The sequence below is a fragment of the Jatrophihabitans endophyticus genome, assembly GCF_900129455.1.
Classification (GTDB): domain Bacteria; phylum Actinomycetota; class Actinomycetes; order Mycobacteriales; family Jatrophihabitantaceae; genus Jatrophihabitans; species Jatrophihabitans endophyticus.
In genome coordinates, this window is sequence record NZ_FQVU01000006.1 from 73,992 (window position 1) to 91,356 (window position 17,365).

Here is a 17,365-nt window from a genome sequence, read left to right on the forward strand (position 1 = left end):
GTCAGGACGGTCGACAGGGGCGGGGGAGGAGCAGTTCCACGTTGCGGTCGGCGGCGGTGCCGCGCCGGCCGTCGCGGTCGGCGGTCTCGGCCTCGCGCTGCGGGTCGTTCACGGCGAGCTCGCGCGAGAGCGCGGCGAGCTCCAACGGGGTGGTCGGCTCGGCGGGCCAGGCGGTCGGGGCCGCGTGGTCGAGGACGGTGGCGAACACCGACAGCGTGGCGTCGCCGTTGTCGACGAGCTCGATCACCCGGGACTGCTGCGGCCAGTCGACGTGGGCGGCGGTGTTGACCTCCCAGAAGCCGCCACCCGTCGCGGCACCCGCCGGCCGCGGGTGCGGCGTCACGCCGTTGACGTGGGTGTGGCCGTTCACCCAGGCGACGACGTTCGGGTAGCGCAGCAGCAGGTCGCGGACGGCCGGGCCCAGCCTGCGTCCGGCGGCCGCGCCGAGGGGGTTGTCCATCGTCGCCACCGTGTGATGGCTGAAGATCACGACGTAGCGGTCGTGCCCACTGCCGCGCACCCACGCGCCACCGTCGTCGAGGTGACGAGAGCTCGCCGCCTGCAGCTGCCTCTCGAGCCACGCGAACTGCGCGGCGTCGACCGAGCCGGAGTCGTAGCCCTGCGGCGTGACCGTGTCGAGCACGATGCCGCGCACCGGGCCGCGGTCGAAGGTGTAGTACGCCGTGCCCTCGGCGAGGTTGCGCTTCGTGTAGCCGTGACCGACCGGCGTGCCGGTGGTGTTGAAGTGCTCGGCGACCGTCTGCTCCGGCGTCAGCAGGCGCCGCTTGACGTCGGCCGTGACGACCTTGGTCGGGGCGAGCGACAGCAGCGAGGCCAACGCGTCCAGGTCGCCGTCGCGCAGCCGGCCCAGCAACGCGCCGACGTCGACGCCGTCGGGCAGCCCGGTCGGCTTCACCGGACCGGTCGCGATCGTGCCGATGACTCCGAACGAGGGAACCGTGCCCTGGACGAGACCGTCGTGGTTGCCGAAGACCGACAGCCAGTCGGTGCGCAGCCCGGTGGACCGGAACGGTGCGCGGCAGGCGTCGTGCAGGGTCGGGACCGTCGGGTAGCCGTACGTGGCGGTGTAGTTGTCCGCCTTGCCGCCGCGCGGAGTCCCGGCCGGGTGCCAGTAGGAGACGTCCGCGTCGTCCCTGCCGCCGACGCCCTCCCACCGGACGGTGCTGCCGGAGTCGGGGCGCACCCGCGCGCCGCCGTCGAGCAGGCCGATCTGCCAGCGCAGCTCGTTGAGCTGGGTGTTGTCGGCGTTGTCGCCGGTGCAGATCGTGAAGTCGAGCGGTCGGCCGGTGACCGGGCCGCCGGACAGCGCGTTCATCGCGCGCACCATGGCCTCGGCGACGTGCGCGGTCAGCATCTCCCACGGCCGGTACGCCGACGAGAACGGCGCGACCGACGCGAACGGGTTGCCCGGGTCGTTGAAGCGATCGAGGAACTCGACGCGGGCCGGCGACTGCGCGTCGATGATGTGCATGTCGGTGAACTGGCCGAAGCTGACCAGTGGGGTCCGGCGGGCGCGGCCGCGACGGGCGACGTCGCCCAGCAGCTCCGTGCGCGCGATCGTGGGTTCGCCCGGCCCTGCGACGATGCGGCGGTAACCGCGGGCGTTCGGCCGACCGTGCTGCAGGGTGCGGGCGAGCGTGGTCCCTTTCGGCGCGCGCGGGTAGGCCGTGCTCGCGGCGGCGGCGCCCGGGACACCGACGATGCCGCCGACGGCGGCCGCGCCGGCCGCCGCGGCCGCGCCGCCGAGCAGCGTGCGCCTGGTGACGCCCGCGACTTCCGCGTCGCCGTCGGCTGCGGTGTCGCCGGGCTCGGTGCGATCGGTCTCGTCGTGTGCCATGAGCGCGTCCCCTCGCGTCGCTGCGTGGGGTGAGCGTCGCACGGGACGGGCGATGGCGCGAACTGACCTACGGGTCAGTCCTCACCGGGACGGCGGCGGGTCGCCTTCAGTTCACCGCGCCGTCGCTTGCCCTCGACGCGGCGCGCCTTCGCCCGGCGGGACGGCCGCGACGCCCGGCGTTCGGCCGGGGGCGGCGCGAGTCCCTCGGCGACGAGGTTGCCGAGTCGCCCCCGCGCGGCCGTCCGGTTCTGCAGCTGGGAGCGCTGCTCGGACGCCACCACCACGAGCGCACCGTCGACGAGCCGGCCGGCGAGCCGGGCGAGCAGCCGGGCCCGCTGCTCATCGGTCAGCGCGGTGGACGCAGCGACGTCCCACCGCAGCTCGACGCGGCTGTCGGTGGTGTTCACCGACTGCCCGCCGGGGCCCGACGAGCGGCTGAACCGCTCGACCAGCTCGGCCTCGGGAACGGTCAACCCGGTCGGCAGGCCGCGTTGCGGCCGCAGGACGAGATCGGGCACGGCTCGACCGGCCCGCTCAGAGCGGCGTGCTGTGCTGCATCTCGCGCAGCCAGGCGGTGACGTCGTCGGGCTCGCGCGGCAGCATGCCCGAGAGATTGACCGGTTCGCCGTCGGTCACCGCGATGTCGTCCTCGATGCGCACGCCGATCCCGCGCAGCTCCGCCGGGACCGAGCGATCGTTGGCCTGGAAGTACAGCCCCGGCTCGACGGTGAGGACGTAGCCCGCGTCGAGGCTGCCGCCGCGGTAGGCCTCCTCCCGGGCGGCCGCGCAGTCGTGGACGTCGATGCCGAGCATGTGCGACACGCCGTGCAGGGTCCACCGGCGGTGCAGCCCGGCGCCGGGCCGCTCGGGGTCGTCGGCGCACGACACCTCGGCCGTCACCGGCAGGACACCCCAGGCGTGCAGGTGGTCGGCGAGCACGAACGTCGCCGCCCGGTGGGCGGCGAGGAAGTCGGCGCCGGCCTTCACCTCGGCGATGCCGGCGTGCTGCGCCTCGAGCACCGCGCGGTAGACCTGCAGCTGCGCCGGCGACCACTGCCCGTCCACGGGCATCGTGCGCGTGACGTCGGCGGTGTACAGCTCGTCGGTCTCCACGCCCATGTCGGCGAGCAGCAGCCCACCGGGTTCCACGACACCGTGGTTGCGCCACCAGTGCAGCGTCGTCGCGTGGTGTCCCGAGCCGAGGATCGAGGTGTAGCCCACGTCGTTGCCCTCGAGCCGGGCGCGGCGCCAGAACGTGCCCTCCAGCCAGCGCTCGCCCCGCAGGTCGGTCCGGCCGACGACGTTCGGCAGCTCGCGGGCGACGTCGCCGAAGCCGCGGGCGGTGACCTCGCAGGCGTGGCGCAACCGGTCGAGCTCCCACTCGTCCTTGGCGAGACGCAACTCGTCGACGACCTGGGTGAGCGTGTCGTCCGCCGCGCCGGGCAGCAGCGCGTCGACCGTCGCGTCGACCCCGCGCAGGGCGACGGTGGGGCGGCTGCGGTGCGTCGCGAGGTCGTCGGCCAACGCGGCCAGCGGTCGGACGGTGAGGTCGAGCGCGGCGGCGGTGTCGGCCACGCTCGGCACGTTGCCCACCCACACCGCGCCGTGCACGCGGCTGGTGAAGTACTCCACCTCGCCGGGCTGCGCGTATTCGCGGACGTAGAGGACGGCGGCGTGTCCGGCCGGGCCCGGTGTGAGCACGAGCACGGCGTCGGCCGCGGTCTCGCCCGTCAACCAGGTGAACGCACTGGCGGCCCGGAAGGCGTAGTCGGTGTCGTTCGCGCGGACCTTCAGCTCGCCGGCGGGCACCACGACGAGGGAGCCGGGGAAGTGGCGCGACAGGGCGGCGCGGCGCGCGGCCGCGAAGGGCGCGACCGACGGCAGGGCCGGGTGCGGCATCGGCGGCGCCGGGTCCCAGTCCCGCGCGACGGCGGCGCGCAGGTGCTCGGGCATCGGCAGCGTCGCCGAGTCGGAGTCCGCGTCGGTGTGCTCGCGGGTGGGCTCCTCACTGGTCGGGGCGGCGTCGTCGCCGGGTCGTGCCTGCGTGTCGGCCATGACCGGCAGTCTATGACCCGGGTCAGGCGCGGCACCGCCCGTTCGCCCGATTCGGTCACTACCGTGCGGACCATGGCCCGAGGCAACCGCGGCGGCTCCGCACAGCCGTCGAACGCAGCACCGCCGGACGCAGCCGCCGACTCCGCTCCCTGGGGGCAGCCGACCTACGGCTCGCCCTACGGCGAGCGCGACCGCTACGGCGAGCGCGACCGCTACGGCGAGCGCGACCGCTACGGCGAGCGCGACCGCTACGGCGAGCGCGACCGGCGCGACGACGGCTGGGGCACGCCGCCACCGGGCACACCGCCCATCGCCGGGGCCACGGACGGCGTGCCGTCCTCGCTGCTGCCGCCGGAGGCACCCGTGCGCCGCGGCCGCGGGCGGGGGCGCCCCTGGCTGATCCTGCTCGTGTCGTTCCTCGTCCAGCTCGCGGTGGTCGGCGCGGTCGCCAACACGTGGGCGATCGACCACCTCCGCGACTACGCCGCGGACCACCATGGCGTCCTCGGCAACCTCGCGCTCACGCCGTCGGCGCTCTCGTGGCGGCTCACGGCGCCGGCCCAGGACTCGTTCCATCTCTACGCCGCGCAGCTGTTCAGCCTGCTCGCGCTGTTCGTGGTCGCCGCGCTGCTGAGCCTTGCGCTCGTCAGGGGGCCGATCACTTTCTGGCGTGCGTTCGTGGGGGTGTGGCTGGCGGTGCTCGCCGCCACCCTGGTCGCCGGGATGGTGCGCCGGGCCGTCTACCGGGGCTTCGGCTCGGGATCGGGGGAGGGCAAGGCGGTCAACACCCTGTTCCAGGGCAGCGGGTACGAGGTCGTCGCGGGCATCCTGCTCGGTGCCGTCGCCGGTCTGCTCGCCGCGATCGTGGCCGTCGTCAGCCGACGGCCGGGCGAGACGGTGGTGCCGGTGGCCGAGCCCCTCGTCGCGCCGGGTCCCGAGCCCGAGGCGCCCCCGCCGTGGTACGGCGAGCAGGACCGTGACGCCCGTGACGATCGCGTGGGCGCGGCGGGCTCCCCGTCGCTGCAGAAGGTGCAGGACTCGGTCGGCGAGCCGCCGCGCCGGGAGGAGCCCTCCGCCCACGCCACGGCGCAGCTGCCCGCCTACGAGCCGCCCCGTCGCGAGCACGAGCCGGACGCCCAGGCCACGACGCAGTTCCGCGCCGCGGGGTTCGGCGCCGCCGCCGCCGGTGGCGCCACCGCGCTGGGACACGGCGACGAGCGGCGCGACGATGCCACCCAGGCCTCGATCGAGGCGACCCCGGCCGAGCACTCGGACGAGCCCGGCGAGACCACCGGACCCGCCGAGTCCACCGGAGGACCCACCGAGTCCGACGGGCCCGGCGAGTCCGACGGGCCCGGCGAGTCCGACGGGCCCGGCGAGTCCGACGGGCCCGGCGAGACGTCGACCCGGCAGACCGGGACGCCGCCGGAGCGAAGCCACGACCAGCCCACGCAGGCCTTTCCCCGCCCGCCGGACGACGAGGAGCTCGGCCACCACCCCGAGGACTGACCGGCTACCCGGCGCGATCCTCGGCGCCGGGTGCGGCGGCGTCCTCGGCGAGGACCTCGAAGCTCATCCCGGCAGCCCGCAGCCGGGCGAGGAGCGCGTCGCCCATCGCCGTCGCGGTCGTCACCTGCCCGGCGCTGCGCGGCAGGTCGTCGAGCGCGAGGCACAGCGCGGACTCGGCGAGCATCCGGGCGGTCTCGTCGTACCCGGGGTCGCCGCCGGTCACCCGCGTGACGACCCGGCGACCGCCGCCCTCGCCCACGAAGGTGACGGTGAACCAGCTGGCCGCCCGGCGCGCCGCCGACGGTCCTTCGCCGGCCTTGACCCGGTGCAGCAGCGCCCGCCGCGCCGGCGGCAGCTGCACCAGTCCGAACAGCGCCCCGACCCCCGCGACACTGCCGGCCGCCGTCCACAGCTGCGGGAACGACGCGAAGTGCGAGTAACGGAAGTCCGGGCCGTACCGCTGCGACGCGCGGGCGGAGCGGACGACCACCTGCGGGTCGAGGGTGGGCAGCGGGACTGCCCACCCGCCGGCGACCGGGTCGCGATGCGGCCGCCCGGTCACGGCGCGGACGCGGCGCGCCCCGGCGCCCGGCTCGCGGCGGCGCCGGTCGCGGGCGGCGGCGAGGTTCTGTCGGGGCCGCGACATCGCGGTCAGCGCGGAGTGGAACGTGCCGCCGGAGAACGCGGCCGAGACGCGGACGTAGCCCGACACCCGCAGCGCGACGTCGGCCGGGAGCTGCGCCACGGTGAACCGCACGCCCAGGTCGTGCGGTATCGAGTCGAACCCTGCGGCGTGCACGAGCCGGGCTCCGGTCCGGACCGCCTCCTCGTGGTGGCGGACGTACATGGCGTCGACGAACTCTGGCTCTCCGGTGAGGTCGAGGTAGTCGGTCCCCGCGGCGGCGCACGCGGCCACCAGGGGTTCGCCGTACAGCACGTAGGGCCCGACGGTCGTGACGAGCACGCGGGTCGAGGCGGCGAGACGGCGCAGCGACCCGGCGTCGGTGACGTCGGCCTCGACGAGGGGCAGCGAACCCAGCCCGCCGTCGATGGTGGCGAGCTCGGCGCGGGTGCGTTCGAGCCGCTCCCGGTTCCGCCCCGCCAGGGCCCATCGCAGCTGGGGCGGCGCGTGGCGTGCCAGGTACTCGGCGGTCAACCGGCCCGCGAAACCGGTGGCGCCGAGCAGGACGACGTCGTACTCGCGCGTGCTCGCCATGTCGGCGACCCTAGTCGGGGATCCCGGCCGACGGCTCGCGTTCGCGACTCCGGTCGGTGACCGTCACACCAGCGTGCGCAGCGTGACGCGCAGCCGCACCGAGCGGATGTCGACGTCGTTCGCGCCCCGGTAGCGGTCGGAGAGGATCAGCGTGACGCGGACCCGGCGGTGCATCACGTGGGACGCCGCCGGCACCGTCGAGACCGGGTACCACCGGGCGCGGGTGCGGGGGACGCGCACCGCGCCCGGGATCTCCAGGCCGCCGTCGGTGCGCTCGTAGTACGCGCTCAGCTCGGACGTCCGCCCCGCGTAGCCGTAGGCGGAGAGCCGCAGCCGCAGGAAGCGGTGGGCCTTCGGAACGGTGAAGACGTAGGCGGCGTAGCTGACGTCGCCCGCCCCCTGCCGGCAGCGGTTGACCAGATGCAGGCCGCCGCTCCACGCCGAGCCGCGTCGCGTCGCGCAGCGCGCGGTGCCGCCGACGTCGGCGGTGTGGGCGGGTCGTTCGAGCGTACGCACGACGGTGCGCAGCCGCTGGGCCGACACGGTGAGACGGTAGGGGCGGCTCGTCGTCCGGTTGCCCGCGCTGTCGGCGACCGTGAACGTCCAGCGGTAACGGCCGGCGCGCACGACCCGGCCCGACGCGGTGCGCCCGGTCCACGTCGCGGCGGCGCGGGAGCCGTGCCGCGGTCCGGCACGCAGCGTGCGGACCCGGTGCCCCGCGCTGTCGCGGACGGTCAGCGTGAGGCTGCCGGCGTCGGGCAGCGTGGCGGCGGGGCGGAACGCGTCGCGGTACCCGTCACGCGCCGGGTAGAGCCGCGCGCGGTTGCCGCGCACCGACCGCAGCCGAGGCGCCACCGTGTCGATCGCGGCGCTGCGGACGGACAGGCCGTGCCGGGTGACGCCCTGTGCGGTGCGCGCGGTGACCAGCGCCAGCCGGTACCGGCCGTCGGGCAGTCGTCGGCCGGTCGAGCCGTGACCCCGCCACGTCCAGTGGTGCCGGCCCGCGGCGAGGACGCCGAGGTGTGCCCGGCTGCGCAGTGTGCCCGCGGCGTCGCGGGTCTCGACGGTGACGTCCTGGCGTTCGGGCAGGGTGAAGGTGACGCGGGCGGTGTCGCCGGACCCGTCGCCGTTCGGGCTGATCCGGGTGCGGCTCAGGCCGGTGACGGCGGGGTGCAGCGAGTCGAAGGTGACGGTGGTGACCGCCGAGCGCGGGCCGTCGCAGCGCGCCTGGCCGGCGGCGCAGGTCTGCACCGCGAGCCGGTGGTCGGCGTCGCGCCAGGCGCCGGCGTTGAGCGTGAAGGAGTAGGGCGCGGTGCGGTCGACGGCGGCCTCGCGGCCGTCGACCAGCAGTCGCAGCACGCCGCCCGGGCCGGTCCCGCTCGCGGTGAACCGGCCGCTGACCGTGGCCCCGCGCGGCGGCGAGTCGAGGGTCGGTGCGGCGTTGGCCACGGTGAACGTCGTGGTCGCTCCCTGCGCCGCGCATTCGCCGAACTCCGAGCAGTCGACCGCGGTCAGCCGGTGCGTCCCGTTGGCGTAACCGAACGACGACCAGGTCGAGCGGGCGGTGCCCGAGACGACGGGGACGCTGGCGAGCCGCGGACCGGCGTCGACGCGGAACGCCACGCGGGGCGCCCCGCTGGTCGCCACCAGGGGGATCGCGCCGGTGGAGCCGAGCGCCGCCGCGCCGGAGGTGCGGGTGGTCGGGGTGGCGTGCCGGAGCGCGAGGTCGAAGTCGAGCTGACCGCGACCGAGGTCGCTGTGGGCGTAGCCGCGGGTGGCCCGGACGAGCGCGGCACGGATCGCCGCAGCCGACATCGCGGGGTTCTGCGCCTTCACCAGCGCCGCGGCGCCCGCGACGAGCGGGGTCGCGAACGAGGTGCCGTCGCCCCGGGCGTAGCCCGCGTGGGTGGGGAAGTCCTCGGAGCCGGCTCGCGGCACGGTCGAGTAGATGCCGGTGCCGGGCGCCGCGAGTGTCACCCACGCGCCGTGGCTCGAGAACGACGCCCGGCGGCGGGACGCGACGTCGGTCGCGCCGACCGCGATCACGTCGCGGTAGGCGGCGGGGTACTGCTTGGTGGTGCTGTGCTCGTTGCCGGCGGCCGCGACGACGAGTACGCCCTTGCGTTGCGCGTACTCGATGGCCTTGCGCTCGGCCGTGCTGGCGGCCGGCCCGCTGATGCTGAGGTTGATGACGTCCGCGCCGTGGGCGACCGCCCACCGGATGCCGGCGACCTCGTCGTCGAGCGCGATGTCGCCGTACCGGTCGGCGATCTTCACCGCGAGCAGGCTGGTGTCGTAGCCGGCCCCCGCGACGCCGATGCCGTTGCCGGTGTCGGCGGCGGCCACGCCGGCGACGAAGGTGCCGTGCCCCACGGCGTCGCCGACGCTGCTGCTGCCGGTGACGGCGTTGAAGCGACCGACGACCTTGCCGGCGAGGTCGGGGTGCCCGACGTCGACGCCGCTGTCGATCACGGCGATGCGGACGGCCGCGGTGCCGTGCTGCCGGGCCCAGGCGGCCGGCGCGTTCACGGCGTCGAGGTAGGCACGCTGCGCGGCCAGCTTCGGGTCGTCGGGGACGTCCGGCGCCCGGTCGAAGGTGCGGGTGACGGGGCGTTCGACGCCGCGGACGCCGGGCAGCGCACCGAGTCGGGCGGCCGCGTCCCGCCGGACCCGCGTGCCGGCGGGCAGCTGCACCGACACGGCCTGCTGCGAGCCGAAGGTGTGGCGGACGGTGGCGCCGAGGCGGCGCAGCTCGCCGCGCAGCGCGGCCGAGCGGGTGCCGGCGCTCGTGTCGGTGTGCAGGATCAGCACGTCCGGGTCGGCCGGGGCGGACGACGCGGGTGCGGACGACGCGGGTGCGGTGGTCGCGCCCGTCGTCGGCGTGCCGGGGTCCGCGGAGGAGGAGGCCGGGCGGGTGGGAGGGGCGGTCGGGGTCGGGTCGGCCAGCGCCTCGGCGGTCGTCCCCGCCAGGAGCACCGTCACCGCCGCGGCCACGAGCATGCGCACGCGCGCCATCTGCACTCCCTGCATCCCCCGATGACGAGGCCGACGGTGCCCCGTTCGTGCGACTGCCCCGCGCCGCGGAGCAATCCTGCCCGAAACGGTGCTGCCGCGCGCGGTGGAAGTCAATGATCATGCGGCAACGGTTCGGTGACGGCGGGGCCACGTGCTGAGTACCGGCACTCAGGCCGGCTGGGCGACGGTCGGGTTGCCTGGCGGGGTGACCGCACCCGGAGCCGCCCGCCGTCCTGCCCACCTCCTGCTCACCGTCGCCGTCGTGCTCGTCGCGACCGTGGTCGCCTATCTCGGCGTCCTGGGGTGGGACCAGCACAAGACCGTCGGTCCGGACGGCTTCGAGCACGGGCCCTACGAGCCCTGGCAGGTCGTGGCCGTCGGCGCCGTCATCGCCGCCGTCGCCGTCTGGTGCGGGCTGCGCCGCGCGGTGTGGACCGGCACCGTGACCGCGACGGTGGTCCTCACCGTCTGCTGGTCCGTCGACGCCGCGAGCGGCGGCGACGCCGACGGTCTCTGGCCGATCGGGGCGTTCCTCGTCGCGTGCGGCACCTTCGGCGGCTTCTTCGCCGTGGCGGTCGTCGCGCGCAGCGCCCGCCGCGGCCGCGCCGGGGAGGCCCGCCCGTTCACCACCGGGTGACGGGTGCTGCGCCGCGTTTGCCCCGGCGGCACCGCGGTCAAGCTGCAAGGCATGACCAATCGCCTGGCGGGCTCGACCTCGCCCTACCTGCGCCAGCACGCCGAGAACCCGGTCGACTGGTTCGAGTGGGGTGAGGAGGCATTCGCCGAGGCGAGGCGTCGGGACGTGCCGATCCTGCTGTCGGTCGGGTACTCCGCCTGCCATTGGTGTCACGTGATGGCGCACGAGTCGTTCGAGGACGACGCCGTGGCGGCGCTCATGAACGAGCACTTCGTGAGCGTGAAGGTCGATCGCGAGGAACGGCCCGACATCGACGCGGTCTACATGGACGCGACGACGGCGATGACCGGGCACGGCGGCTGGCCGATGACCTGCCTGCTCACCCCGGACGGCGCGCCCTTCTACTGCGGGACGTACTTCCCGCGCGACCACTTCGGCCGGCTGCTGCAGGCCATCGCGCAGGCCTGGGCGGCCGACCGTGGCGAGGTCGTGGCGGCCGGCCAGCGGGTGGTCGACGCCCTCACCCAGCAGTCGGCCGCGCTCACGGGCGGGACGGCGCTGCCGTCGACCGACGAGCTCGACCAGGCAGCCGCGACCCTGGTCGGGCAGTTCGACCGCGAGCACGGCGGTTTCGGCGGAGCGCCCAAGTTCCCGCCGTCGATGGTGTTGGAGTTTCTTTTGCGCGCTTCCGCGCGGAACCGCGACGACGAGCTGACGACGGTCGCCGACCGGACGTTCGACGCCATGGCGCGGGGCGGCATGTACGACCAGCTGGCCGGTGGTTTCGCCCGCTACTCCGTCGATGCCGCCTGGGTGGTGCCGCACTTCGAGAAGATGCTCTACGACAACGCGTTGCTGCTGCGCAGCTACCTGCACTGGTGGCGAGTGAGCGGGTCCGGCCTCGCCGAGCGCGTCGCCCGCGAGACCGCGGACTTCCTGCTGCGCGACCTGCGTACCCCGCAGGGCGGCTTCGCCGCCGCCCTGGACGCCGACACCGACGGGGTCGAGGGCCTCACCTACGCCTGGACGCCCGCCCAGCTCGCCGAGGTGCTCGGCCCGGCCGACGCCGACCGGGCCGCGGAGGTGTTCGGCGTGACGGCGGACGGCACCTTCGAGCACGGGTCGTCGACGCTCCAGCTGCCCGTGGACGTCGACCCCGCGGTGCGTGACGACCTGCGCACCCGGCTGTTCGCGGCCCGCTCGACGCGTCCGCAACCGGCCCGCGACGACAAGGTGGTGACGGCGTGGAACGGCCTCGCCGTCGCGGCGCTGGCCGAGGCCGGGGTGCTGTTCGACGAACGCCGCTACCTCGACGCGGCGCTCGCGTGCGGGCACCTGCTGCTCGACGTGCACCGCGTCGACGGGCGGCTGCGTCGGGCGTCGCGCGACGGCCTCGTCGGCGACGCGATGGGGGTTGCCGAGGACTACGGCGATCTCGCCGAGGGTCTGCTCGCGCTGCACCAGGCGACGGCGGACGCGCAGTGGCTCGCGGCGGCGGGCGAGCTCCTCGACATCGCGCTCGACCGGTTCGCCGCCGACGACGGCGGCTTCCACGACACCGCCGACGACGCCGAGCAGCTGATGCGACGTCCCCGCGACCCCACCGACAACGCGACGCCGGCCGGCTCGTCGGCCGTGGCCGCGGCGTTGCTGACCCATGCCGCGCTGACCGGCTCGACGCGACACCGGTCGGCGGGGGAGCGGGCGCTCGCCGTCGTCGGCGAGGTCGCCGTTCGACAGCCGCGGTTCTTCGGCTGGTCACTGGCCGCCGCCGAGGGAGTGGCCGCCGGCCCGGTGCAGGTCGCGATCGTCGGCGAGCCCGGTGGTGGCCCGCTGCAGGAGACTGCGTGGCGGCTCCGCCCGCCCGGCGCCGTCGTCGTGTCGGGCGAGCCGGACGCTCCGGGGCAGCCGTTGCTCGCCGACCGGCCGCTGGTGTCAGGCGGTGCCGCCGCCTACGTGTGCCGGGGGATGGTGTGCGACCTCCCCGTCACCACCGTGGCGGACCTGGAGCGGACGTTGCGCGCCACCCGATGACGGTGACGGTGCGACGCCGGCCGCGACCAGGGCCAGGTCGGCGATCCGACGGCCGGCGTGGCCGTCGCCGAAGGGGCTGGGCTGCTGCGCGAGCCGCGCGCCGACCTCTGGGCCCAGCATCCGGCGGGCGGCCGTGCCGATCCCCGCGGGCGAGGTGAGCTCGGCGAAACCGGCCGCCACGGCCTCGGGTCGCTCGGTGCTACGGCGGACGACGACCATGGGTCGACCGAGCACGGTGGCCTCCTCCTGCAGGCCCCCCGAGTCGGCGACGAGCAGCGCGGCCTGCGCGGCGAGGGACAGGAACGTGGCGTGGTCCAACGGCGGGAGCGGTCGCACGGAGTCCGGCATCGGCACGCCGTGCTCGCGCAGCCGAGCCGCGGTCCGCGGGTGCAACGGCAGCGCCACCGGGACGGCCAGCGCCCCCAGCTGCGTCATGATCGTCCGCAGCCGGTCCGGGTCGTCGGTGTTCTCCGGGCGGTGCAGCGTAGTGAGCACGTAGCCCCCGTCGTCCAGGCCGAGGTCGCGCACGATCTCGCGCCGGCGGCGCACGTCCGGCAACGCCGTGAGCGTGGCCTCGACGATCGTGTTGCCGGTGACGTGGACGGCGTCCATCGGTACCCCGGCGCGCACCAGGTTCGCGGCGTTGTCCGCCGTCGGGCAGCAGTGGACGTCGGCCAGCGCGCTGATGACCGACCGGTTGATCTCCTCGGGCATGGCGCGGTCGTACGAGCGCAGGCCGGCCTCCACGTGCACGACCGGGATGCCCAGGTAGTGCGCCGCCTGCGCGCCGGCGCTGGCCGAGTTCGTGTCGCCCTGCACGAGCACGGCGGCGGGTGCCAGGGCGCGCAGCTCGCGATCGAGCTGGGTGAGCATCCGCGCCATCTGGCGGCCGCGGTCCCGACCCCCGACACCGGTCAGCCGGACGTGCGGGAACGGCAGCTCGCAGCCGGCGACGATGTCGTCGACGAGTGCGCGGTCGTAGTGCTGCCCGGTCCACACCGACGTCGCGCGCGCGCCGAGGTGACGGGCCACCGGGGCGAGCTTGATGATCTCGGGCCGGGTCCCGAGGACCAGCGCGATCCGCCCGGTCACGTCGCCGTGCCCGCGACGGTGCGGCGCCACCGGCGCGCGCCCAGCCAGCCGGCGACGGCGAGCAGCGGGGCGGCGAAGAGCAACCCCGGCACGGGCAGCGCGGGGGTGGGCAGCACGAGCGCGTTGGGCCCGCAGGTCACCGATGCGACGGTGGCCTGGGCGGTTCCCGACAGCAGGGACACGGTGAGCGCGTCGGCCGCGATGCTCCCCGGCCCCTTGGGCTGTGTCTGCGCGTTCAGGCCGAGCGTCGCGACGGCGGGGACGGACACCGACGTGCCCACACCGGGCGCGGCGGCGAGGTCGACGTGCGTCGTGACGAGCCCCACCGTCGTGTAGACCGCGGCGTTCAGCAGTTGCGCGCGGGCGCTCGTCCGACCGTCCGACGTCGCCGTGCACGACGCGACGATCGCGTCGGCCCTGATCTTGACCAGCGGCGTCAGGGCGATGACGATGCCACCGCTCGTGCCGGCACGGACGGTGCAGGAGCGGTCGGACTCGACCGTGAGCGAGCCGCCGGACCCGACGAGACCGGCACAGGCGGCCGAGGAGCCGTTGCGGTAGGCGATCGCGTGCTGCGCGAGCACGCCGGAGGTGACGAGCGACTGCGAACCGAGCACCGACAGCCGGTACTCGCCGCCCTGGTCGCCCTCGCCGCCACTGCCGTCGTTGGCGGCGGCGGCCTGACCGGAGTCCACCGCCGCTGCGCCGGCGACGCCCACCGTCGCGGCCCGGGCGGTGGCACTCGACGTGTCGGCCGCAGCCAGCGCGGGGAACAGCAGCCACAGTGCGGCGATCACGGCGCCGGTCGCGCCGAGCCGCCGCAGCCGGCGGGCGGTACGGCCGGTCGCCGGCCGGGTCGAACGCGTCATCGGGCACCCCCGGTCGGGTAGGGGAGGGGTCGGCGGGCGACCGGGACGACGGCCGCCGGCGGGAGGGCGGCGACGGTCGCGAGGGCGCTCCCGGAGTCGGCCGCGGCGTGGCTCGTCTTCTGCCAGTCCCGGCGGCGGCGCAGCAGCCGCGCCAGCGCCCACCAGACCGCCGCCTGCAGCACGTAGCCGTAGGCGACGTTCGCGACGCCGAGCAGCACCGCGCGGCCGCGCCCGATCGGGTTGGCCGAGCGGGAGCGGTAGATCGGGCCCCACACGATGTGGGGCAGCACGCCGAACAGGAGGGCGAGCGGCAGCACGCCCCATGCGCCGGCCGCCCACCACGCCGGGGCGCCGCCCGCGGTGTGCACGGCGTACCACACGTCGAGGCCGATCGCGGCCGGGAACACCACGCTGCCCAGCAGTTGGGACCACGGGACGTAGAGGTAGTAGGCGATCTCGAGCGCGGCCGGGAGCGGGACCTGCGGTGAGCAGAACACTGCGCGCAGGTACCGCGCGCACTGCATGCCGCCTTGTGCCCACCGGCAACGCTGCCGCAGCAACGGCCGCAGCTCGGTGAGGCCGGCCTGCGCCACCGCGGTGTCGTGGCAGTACGCCGTCCGGGTGCCGGTGAGCAGCAGGTGCAGGCCGAGCTCGAAGTCCTCGAGCAGGGCGCCGTGCCAGGGCGTGCCGAACTCGAGCGCGATGCGGTCGAGGGCCGACAGCCGGGTGAACTGGCCGTTGCCGCCCATGCCGACGCTGCCCGCGCGCTGGCGCAGCAGCTGCATGGCCGCGATCGGGCCGCTGAACTCGAGATCCTGCAGCCGGACGAGGAGCGGGTCGTCGGTGGGTCGGCGCGCCCCGTCGGCGAGCCGGTCGAGGTCGGTGCCGAGCACCGCGTCGGGGTCGCACGTGACCCGCACCTGGATCTGGACCGCACTGACCTCGGGGTCGCCGAACGCTGCCGGGCCGCAGATGACGTCGGGGCACCAGCGGTCGAGCCGGGCGTCGGCGTCCAGCACGCCGACGACGACCTTGTCGCGGTCCACCCCGGGCGGGACGGACGCGGCGATCGCGCGCCACGCGGCGTTGAGCGCGGCACCCTTGCCCTGCCGGGCCTCGGGCGCCCGCCGGCTCACCAGCCGGACCTGCGGGTGCTGCTCGGCGAGGCGGGCGAGGACGGCGCCGGTGCCGTCGCCCGACCCGTCGTCGACACACCAGAACGTGGCCTCGGGAAAGTCCGCCACGAGATGCGCGACGGTGCCCGCGACGACGGGTTCCTCGTCCAGGCACGGAACGATGTAGTGCCAGGCGTACTCGTCGCGGCACCCCGGCGGGTTGTCCTGCCGGCGCAGGTAGGGCGCCATGATGAGCCCGACGTAGACGAGGAAGGTCACGCAGAGCAGGAACGCCGCGGTGTTCAGCAGGGCGAGGCCCAGGACGGGGCTATCCACGAGCAACCGTCCCGACGTGCGACGCGCGCCGGCTGCGGGGGCCCTCGCCGCGCAGCAGGATCGCCAAATAGGCGGCGCCGGCGGCGACCATGCCGATCGTGCTGATGACGGTGCCGACGAGCACGTGGGTGCGGGAGTACCCGGTACGGGGGCCCCACGCGTGCATCGCCGCCGCGATGGCGAGCAGGCGCAGCTGGTTGAACGTCACGACGGTGACGAGGGCGGCGGTCAGGGCGGTGGCGGCTCGCAGCGGCGACACCCGTCCGATCGAGAGCAGCCCGAGCGTCACCACGACGTAGGGCAGCAGCAGGAACGCGACGGTGCAGCCGAGCGAGACGTCGTACCCGCCGAGGCCGTCGGCCGTCGCGAACACGACCTGGTCGCCGATCCGGTGCGCCGAGCCGACGCCGGCGAGGCGCGCGAGGACGGCGGACGTCGCGGCCTCGGCCCGCTGCACGGCGCCCGGGTCGAGGAAGAGCGTCAGCGTCGCGAGCACCGTGAGGGCGACGAGCAACGGGCGGACGAGTCCCGCGTCCGGGTGGCTGGGTGCGCCCGGCGCGGGCGCCGTCACGGCATTCTCGCCACGCGCCGAGCGACGAGCTGGCTCTGCTCGGCCGCGCGCCACGCGCCGCACGCCCCGGTGCCGTCGGCGCGCATCGCCCACCCGCTCGTCGGGCGCAGGCCGGTTCCGCCCAACGCGTCCTCGACCTGCGCCGACAGCGTCCGCACCGTTCGCGTGGTCGAGCCCGGCGCCAGGACGCCGAACTGCCGCCCGCCGAGCCGGACGACCGGCCGGTCGTCGGTGACGACCTCGCGCAGCGCCGCCACGCCGCGCCGCAACGCGCGAGCCGTCCGCGCACCGTCCAGGCTGACGACGACCACGCCGAGCGGCTCGGCGACGGCGGCGCAGCGCTCGTCCTCGCGCGTGAGCAGCAACGCCCAACCGCGGCGGTCGGGCAGGCCGGTCAGCTTGTCGCGGCTGCGCAGGGCGTCGTCGCGGTCGTGGTCGCGCGCCTCGTCCATGCGGTCGAGTTCGGCCTGGAACTCCACGCCCAGCAGGTCGGCGTGCGCCTCCACGACCGAGCGCCACCGCGCGACCTCGCGCAGTTGGACGGTCGACAGCGGCGCGAAGCTGACACCGCACAGTGAGCCGACGAGCATCCCGTTCGGCGTGACGACGGGCGCGCCGGCGTAGCCGCGGGTGCCGGTCTCGTGACCGAGCACGGAGTCGGCGTAACCGGGTTCGGTGCGGATGTCGGGGGTGACCCGGGGCCCGATGCCCTTCACCATCCGGAAGCAGACCGAGTCCGCCCACCGGGCGGCCGGCGGGCGGTCGAGGCTCTCACCGTCGCGAGTCGTGACCCGCAGCGCCGTGTACTGCCCGTCGGCCGCTCGCGTCGCGGCCCAGAGCCCCATGGGGCCCACGTCGGTCAGCCGGGACAGCGATCGCGCCGCGACGTCCAGGTACCGGGACGGCCGAGCGCTCCCGGCCGGCCGGTCCCGGTCCGGCGCGGGTGCGGCCGTGGCGGTGATGTCGACGTGCATTGCGTGCCCCTCCTGGGTTCGTTGTGCTGCCGATCGGCCGACGAACCGGGGGGTGGAGGGGAAACGACGTCGTTCCGCGCGAGT

Annotated in this window: 13 protein-coding genes; 3 read left to right on the top strand and 10 right to left on the bottom strand. The window is 75.6% G+C overall.

What is annotated here, in order from left to right:
• Position 1 precedes the first annotated feature (1 nt).
• The 3 genes from BUE29_RS19015 to BUE29_RS19025 all read right to left on the bottom strand — a co-directional run bounded on the left by BUE29_RS19015 (position 2) and on the right by BUE29_RS19025 (position 3,913).
• A complete protein-coding gene (locus BUE29_RS19015) occupies positions 2 to 1,858 on the bottom strand; it encodes a TIGR03767 family metallophosphoesterase (protein ID WP_084181461.1) in 1,857 nt (618 codons plus the stop codon).
• A gap of 74 nt (positions 1,859 to 1,932) precedes the next feature.
• Positions 1,933 to 2,376, bottom strand: coding sequence for an alternative ribosome rescue aminoacyl-tRNA hydrolase ArfB (arfB, locus tag BUE29_RS19020; RefSeq protein ID WP_084181463.1), 444 nt, complete (start codon positions 2,374 to 2,376; stop codon positions 1,933 to 1,935).
• 16 nt (positions 2,377 to 2,392) lie between these two features.
• Positions 2,393 to 3,913, bottom strand: coding sequence for an aminopeptidase P family protein (locus BUE29_RS19025; protein WP_234971523.1), 1,521 nt, complete (start codon positions 3,911 to 3,913; stop codon positions 2,393 to 2,395).
• A 72-nt stretch (positions 3,914 to 3,985) separates the two neighbouring features.
• Here BUE29_RS19025 and BUE29_RS19030 point away from each other — a divergent pair, with 72 nt between their 5' ends.
• Positions 3,986 to 5,422, top strand: a complete 1,437-nt coding sequence (locus tag BUE29_RS19030) for a hypothetical protein (RefSeq protein ID WP_073392040.1) — start codon at positions 3,986 to 3,988, stop codon at positions 5,420 to 5,422.
• Positions 5,423 to 5,426: 4 nt separating this feature from the next.
• Here the strand turns inward: BUE29_RS19030 and BUE29_RS19035 are convergent, their stop codons facing one another.
• Both BUE29_RS19035 and BUE29_RS19040 read right to left on the bottom strand, forming a co-directional pair.
• Positions 5,427 to 6,638 carry a saccharopine dehydrogenase family protein gene (locus BUE29_RS19035; RefSeq protein WP_073392041.1) on the bottom strand — a complete coding sequence of 404 codons (1,212 nt, stop codon included), beginning with the start codon at positions 6,636 to 6,638 and terminating at the stop codon, positions 5,427 to 5,429.
• A 63-nt stretch (positions 6,639 to 6,701) separates the two neighbouring features.
• Positions 6,702 to 9,653 (bottom strand): S8 family serine peptidase, encoded by a 2,952-nt coding sequence (locus tag BUE29_RS19040; protein WP_073392042.1) that lies wholly within the window; start codon positions 9,651 to 9,653, stop codon positions 6,702 to 6,704.
• Between the two features lie 205 nt (positions 9,654 to 9,858).
• Here BUE29_RS19040 and BUE29_RS19045 point away from each other — a divergent pair, with 205 nt between their 5' ends.
• Together BUE29_RS19045 and BUE29_RS19050 are read left to right on the top strand one after the other, a co-directional pair.
• Positions 9,859 to 10,290, top strand: a complete 432-nt coding sequence (locus tag BUE29_RS19045; RefSeq protein WP_073392043.1) for a hypothetical protein — start codon at positions 9,859 to 9,861, stop codon at positions 10,288 to 10,290.
• A 51-nt stretch (positions 10,291 to 10,341) separates the two neighbouring features.
• Positions 10,342 to 12,324, top strand: a complete 1,983-nt coding sequence (locus tag BUE29_RS19050; protein ID WP_073392044.1) for a thioredoxin domain-containing protein — start codon at positions 10,342 to 10,344, stop codon at positions 12,322 to 12,324.
• Here BUE29_RS19050 and wecB read toward each other — a convergent pair.
• Genes wecB through BUE29_RS19075 form a run of 5 tightly spaced genes read right to left on the bottom strand, consistent with a single transcriptional unit; the run spans position 12,226 to position 17,281 of the window.
• The gene (gene wecB, locus BUE29_RS19055; RefSeq protein ID WP_200800318.1) at positions 12,226 to 13,416 is read right to left on the bottom strand and encodes a non-hydrolyzing UDP-N-acetylglucosamine 2-epimerase; all 1,191 of its coding nucleotides are present in this window, start codon (positions 13,414 to 13,416) and stop codon (positions 12,226 to 12,228) included. The two genes, BUE29_RS19050 and wecB, sit on opposite strands and share 99 nt — an antisense overlap.
• Positions 13,413 to 14,285, bottom strand: a complete 873-nt coding sequence (locus BUE29_RS19060) for a hypothetical protein (protein ID WP_073392046.1) — start codon at positions 14,283 to 14,285, stop codon at positions 13,413 to 13,415. Before BUE29_RS19060 ends, wecB begins: the two co-directional genes overlap by 4 nt.
• Complete coding sequence (locus BUE29_RS19065; RefSeq protein ID WP_073392047.1) at positions 14,282 to 15,736, bottom strand: glycosyltransferase; 1,455 nt, start codon at positions 15,734 to 15,736, stop codon at positions 14,282 to 14,284. Before BUE29_RS19065 ends, BUE29_RS19060 begins: the two co-directional genes overlap by 4 nt.
• Positions 15,729 to 16,307, bottom strand: a complete 579-nt coding sequence (locus BUE29_RS19070) for a hypothetical protein (RefSeq protein ID WP_073392048.1) — start codon at positions 16,305 to 16,307, stop codon at positions 15,729 to 15,731. Before BUE29_RS19070 ends, BUE29_RS19065 begins: the two co-directional genes overlap by 8 nt.
• Positions 16,304 to 17,281, bottom strand: coding sequence for a GGDEF domain-containing protein (locus BUE29_RS19075; RefSeq protein ID WP_073392049.1), 978 nt, complete (start codon positions 17,279 to 17,281; stop codon positions 16,304 to 16,306). The genes BUE29_RS19070 and BUE29_RS19075 overlap by 4 nt, the downstream gene beginning before the upstream one ends.
• Positions 17,282 to 17,365: the final 84 nt, after the last annotated feature.

Excerpts from the sequence above, each read along its gene's own strand:
- BUE29_RS19015 (WP_084181461.1), bottom strand. The coding sequence starts at position 1,858 with ATGGCACACGACGAGACCGATCGCACCGAGCCCGGCGACACCGCAGCC.
- BUE29_RS19025 (WP_234971523.1), bottom strand. The coding sequence starts at position 3,913 with ATGGCCGACACGCAGGCACGACCCGGCGACGACGCCGCCCCGACCAGT.
- BUE29_RS19030 (WP_073392040.1), top strand. The coding sequence starts at position 3,986 with ATGGCCCGAGGCAACCGCGGCGGCTCCGCACAGCCGTCGAACGCAGCA.
- BUE29_RS19035 (WP_073392041.1), bottom strand. The coding sequence starts at position 6,638 with ATGGCGAGCACGCGCGAGTACGACGTCGTCCTGCTCGGCGCCACCGGT.
- BUE29_RS19040 (WP_073392042.1), bottom strand. The coding sequence starts at position 9,653 with ATGGCGCGCGTGCGCATGCTCGTGGCCGCGGCGGTGACGGTGCTCCTG.
- BUE29_RS19050 (WP_073392044.1), top strand. The coding sequence starts at position 10,342 with ATGACCAATCGCCTGGCGGGCTCGACCTCGCCCTACCTGCGCCAGCAC.
- BUE29_RS19060 (WP_073392046.1), bottom strand. The coding sequence starts at position 14,285 with ATGACGCGTTCGACCCGGCCGGCGACCGGCCGTACCGCCCGCCGGCTG.
- BUE29_RS19075 (WP_073392049.1), bottom strand. The coding sequence starts at position 17,281 with ATGCACGTCGACATCACCGCCACGGCCGCACCCGCGCCGGACCGGGAC.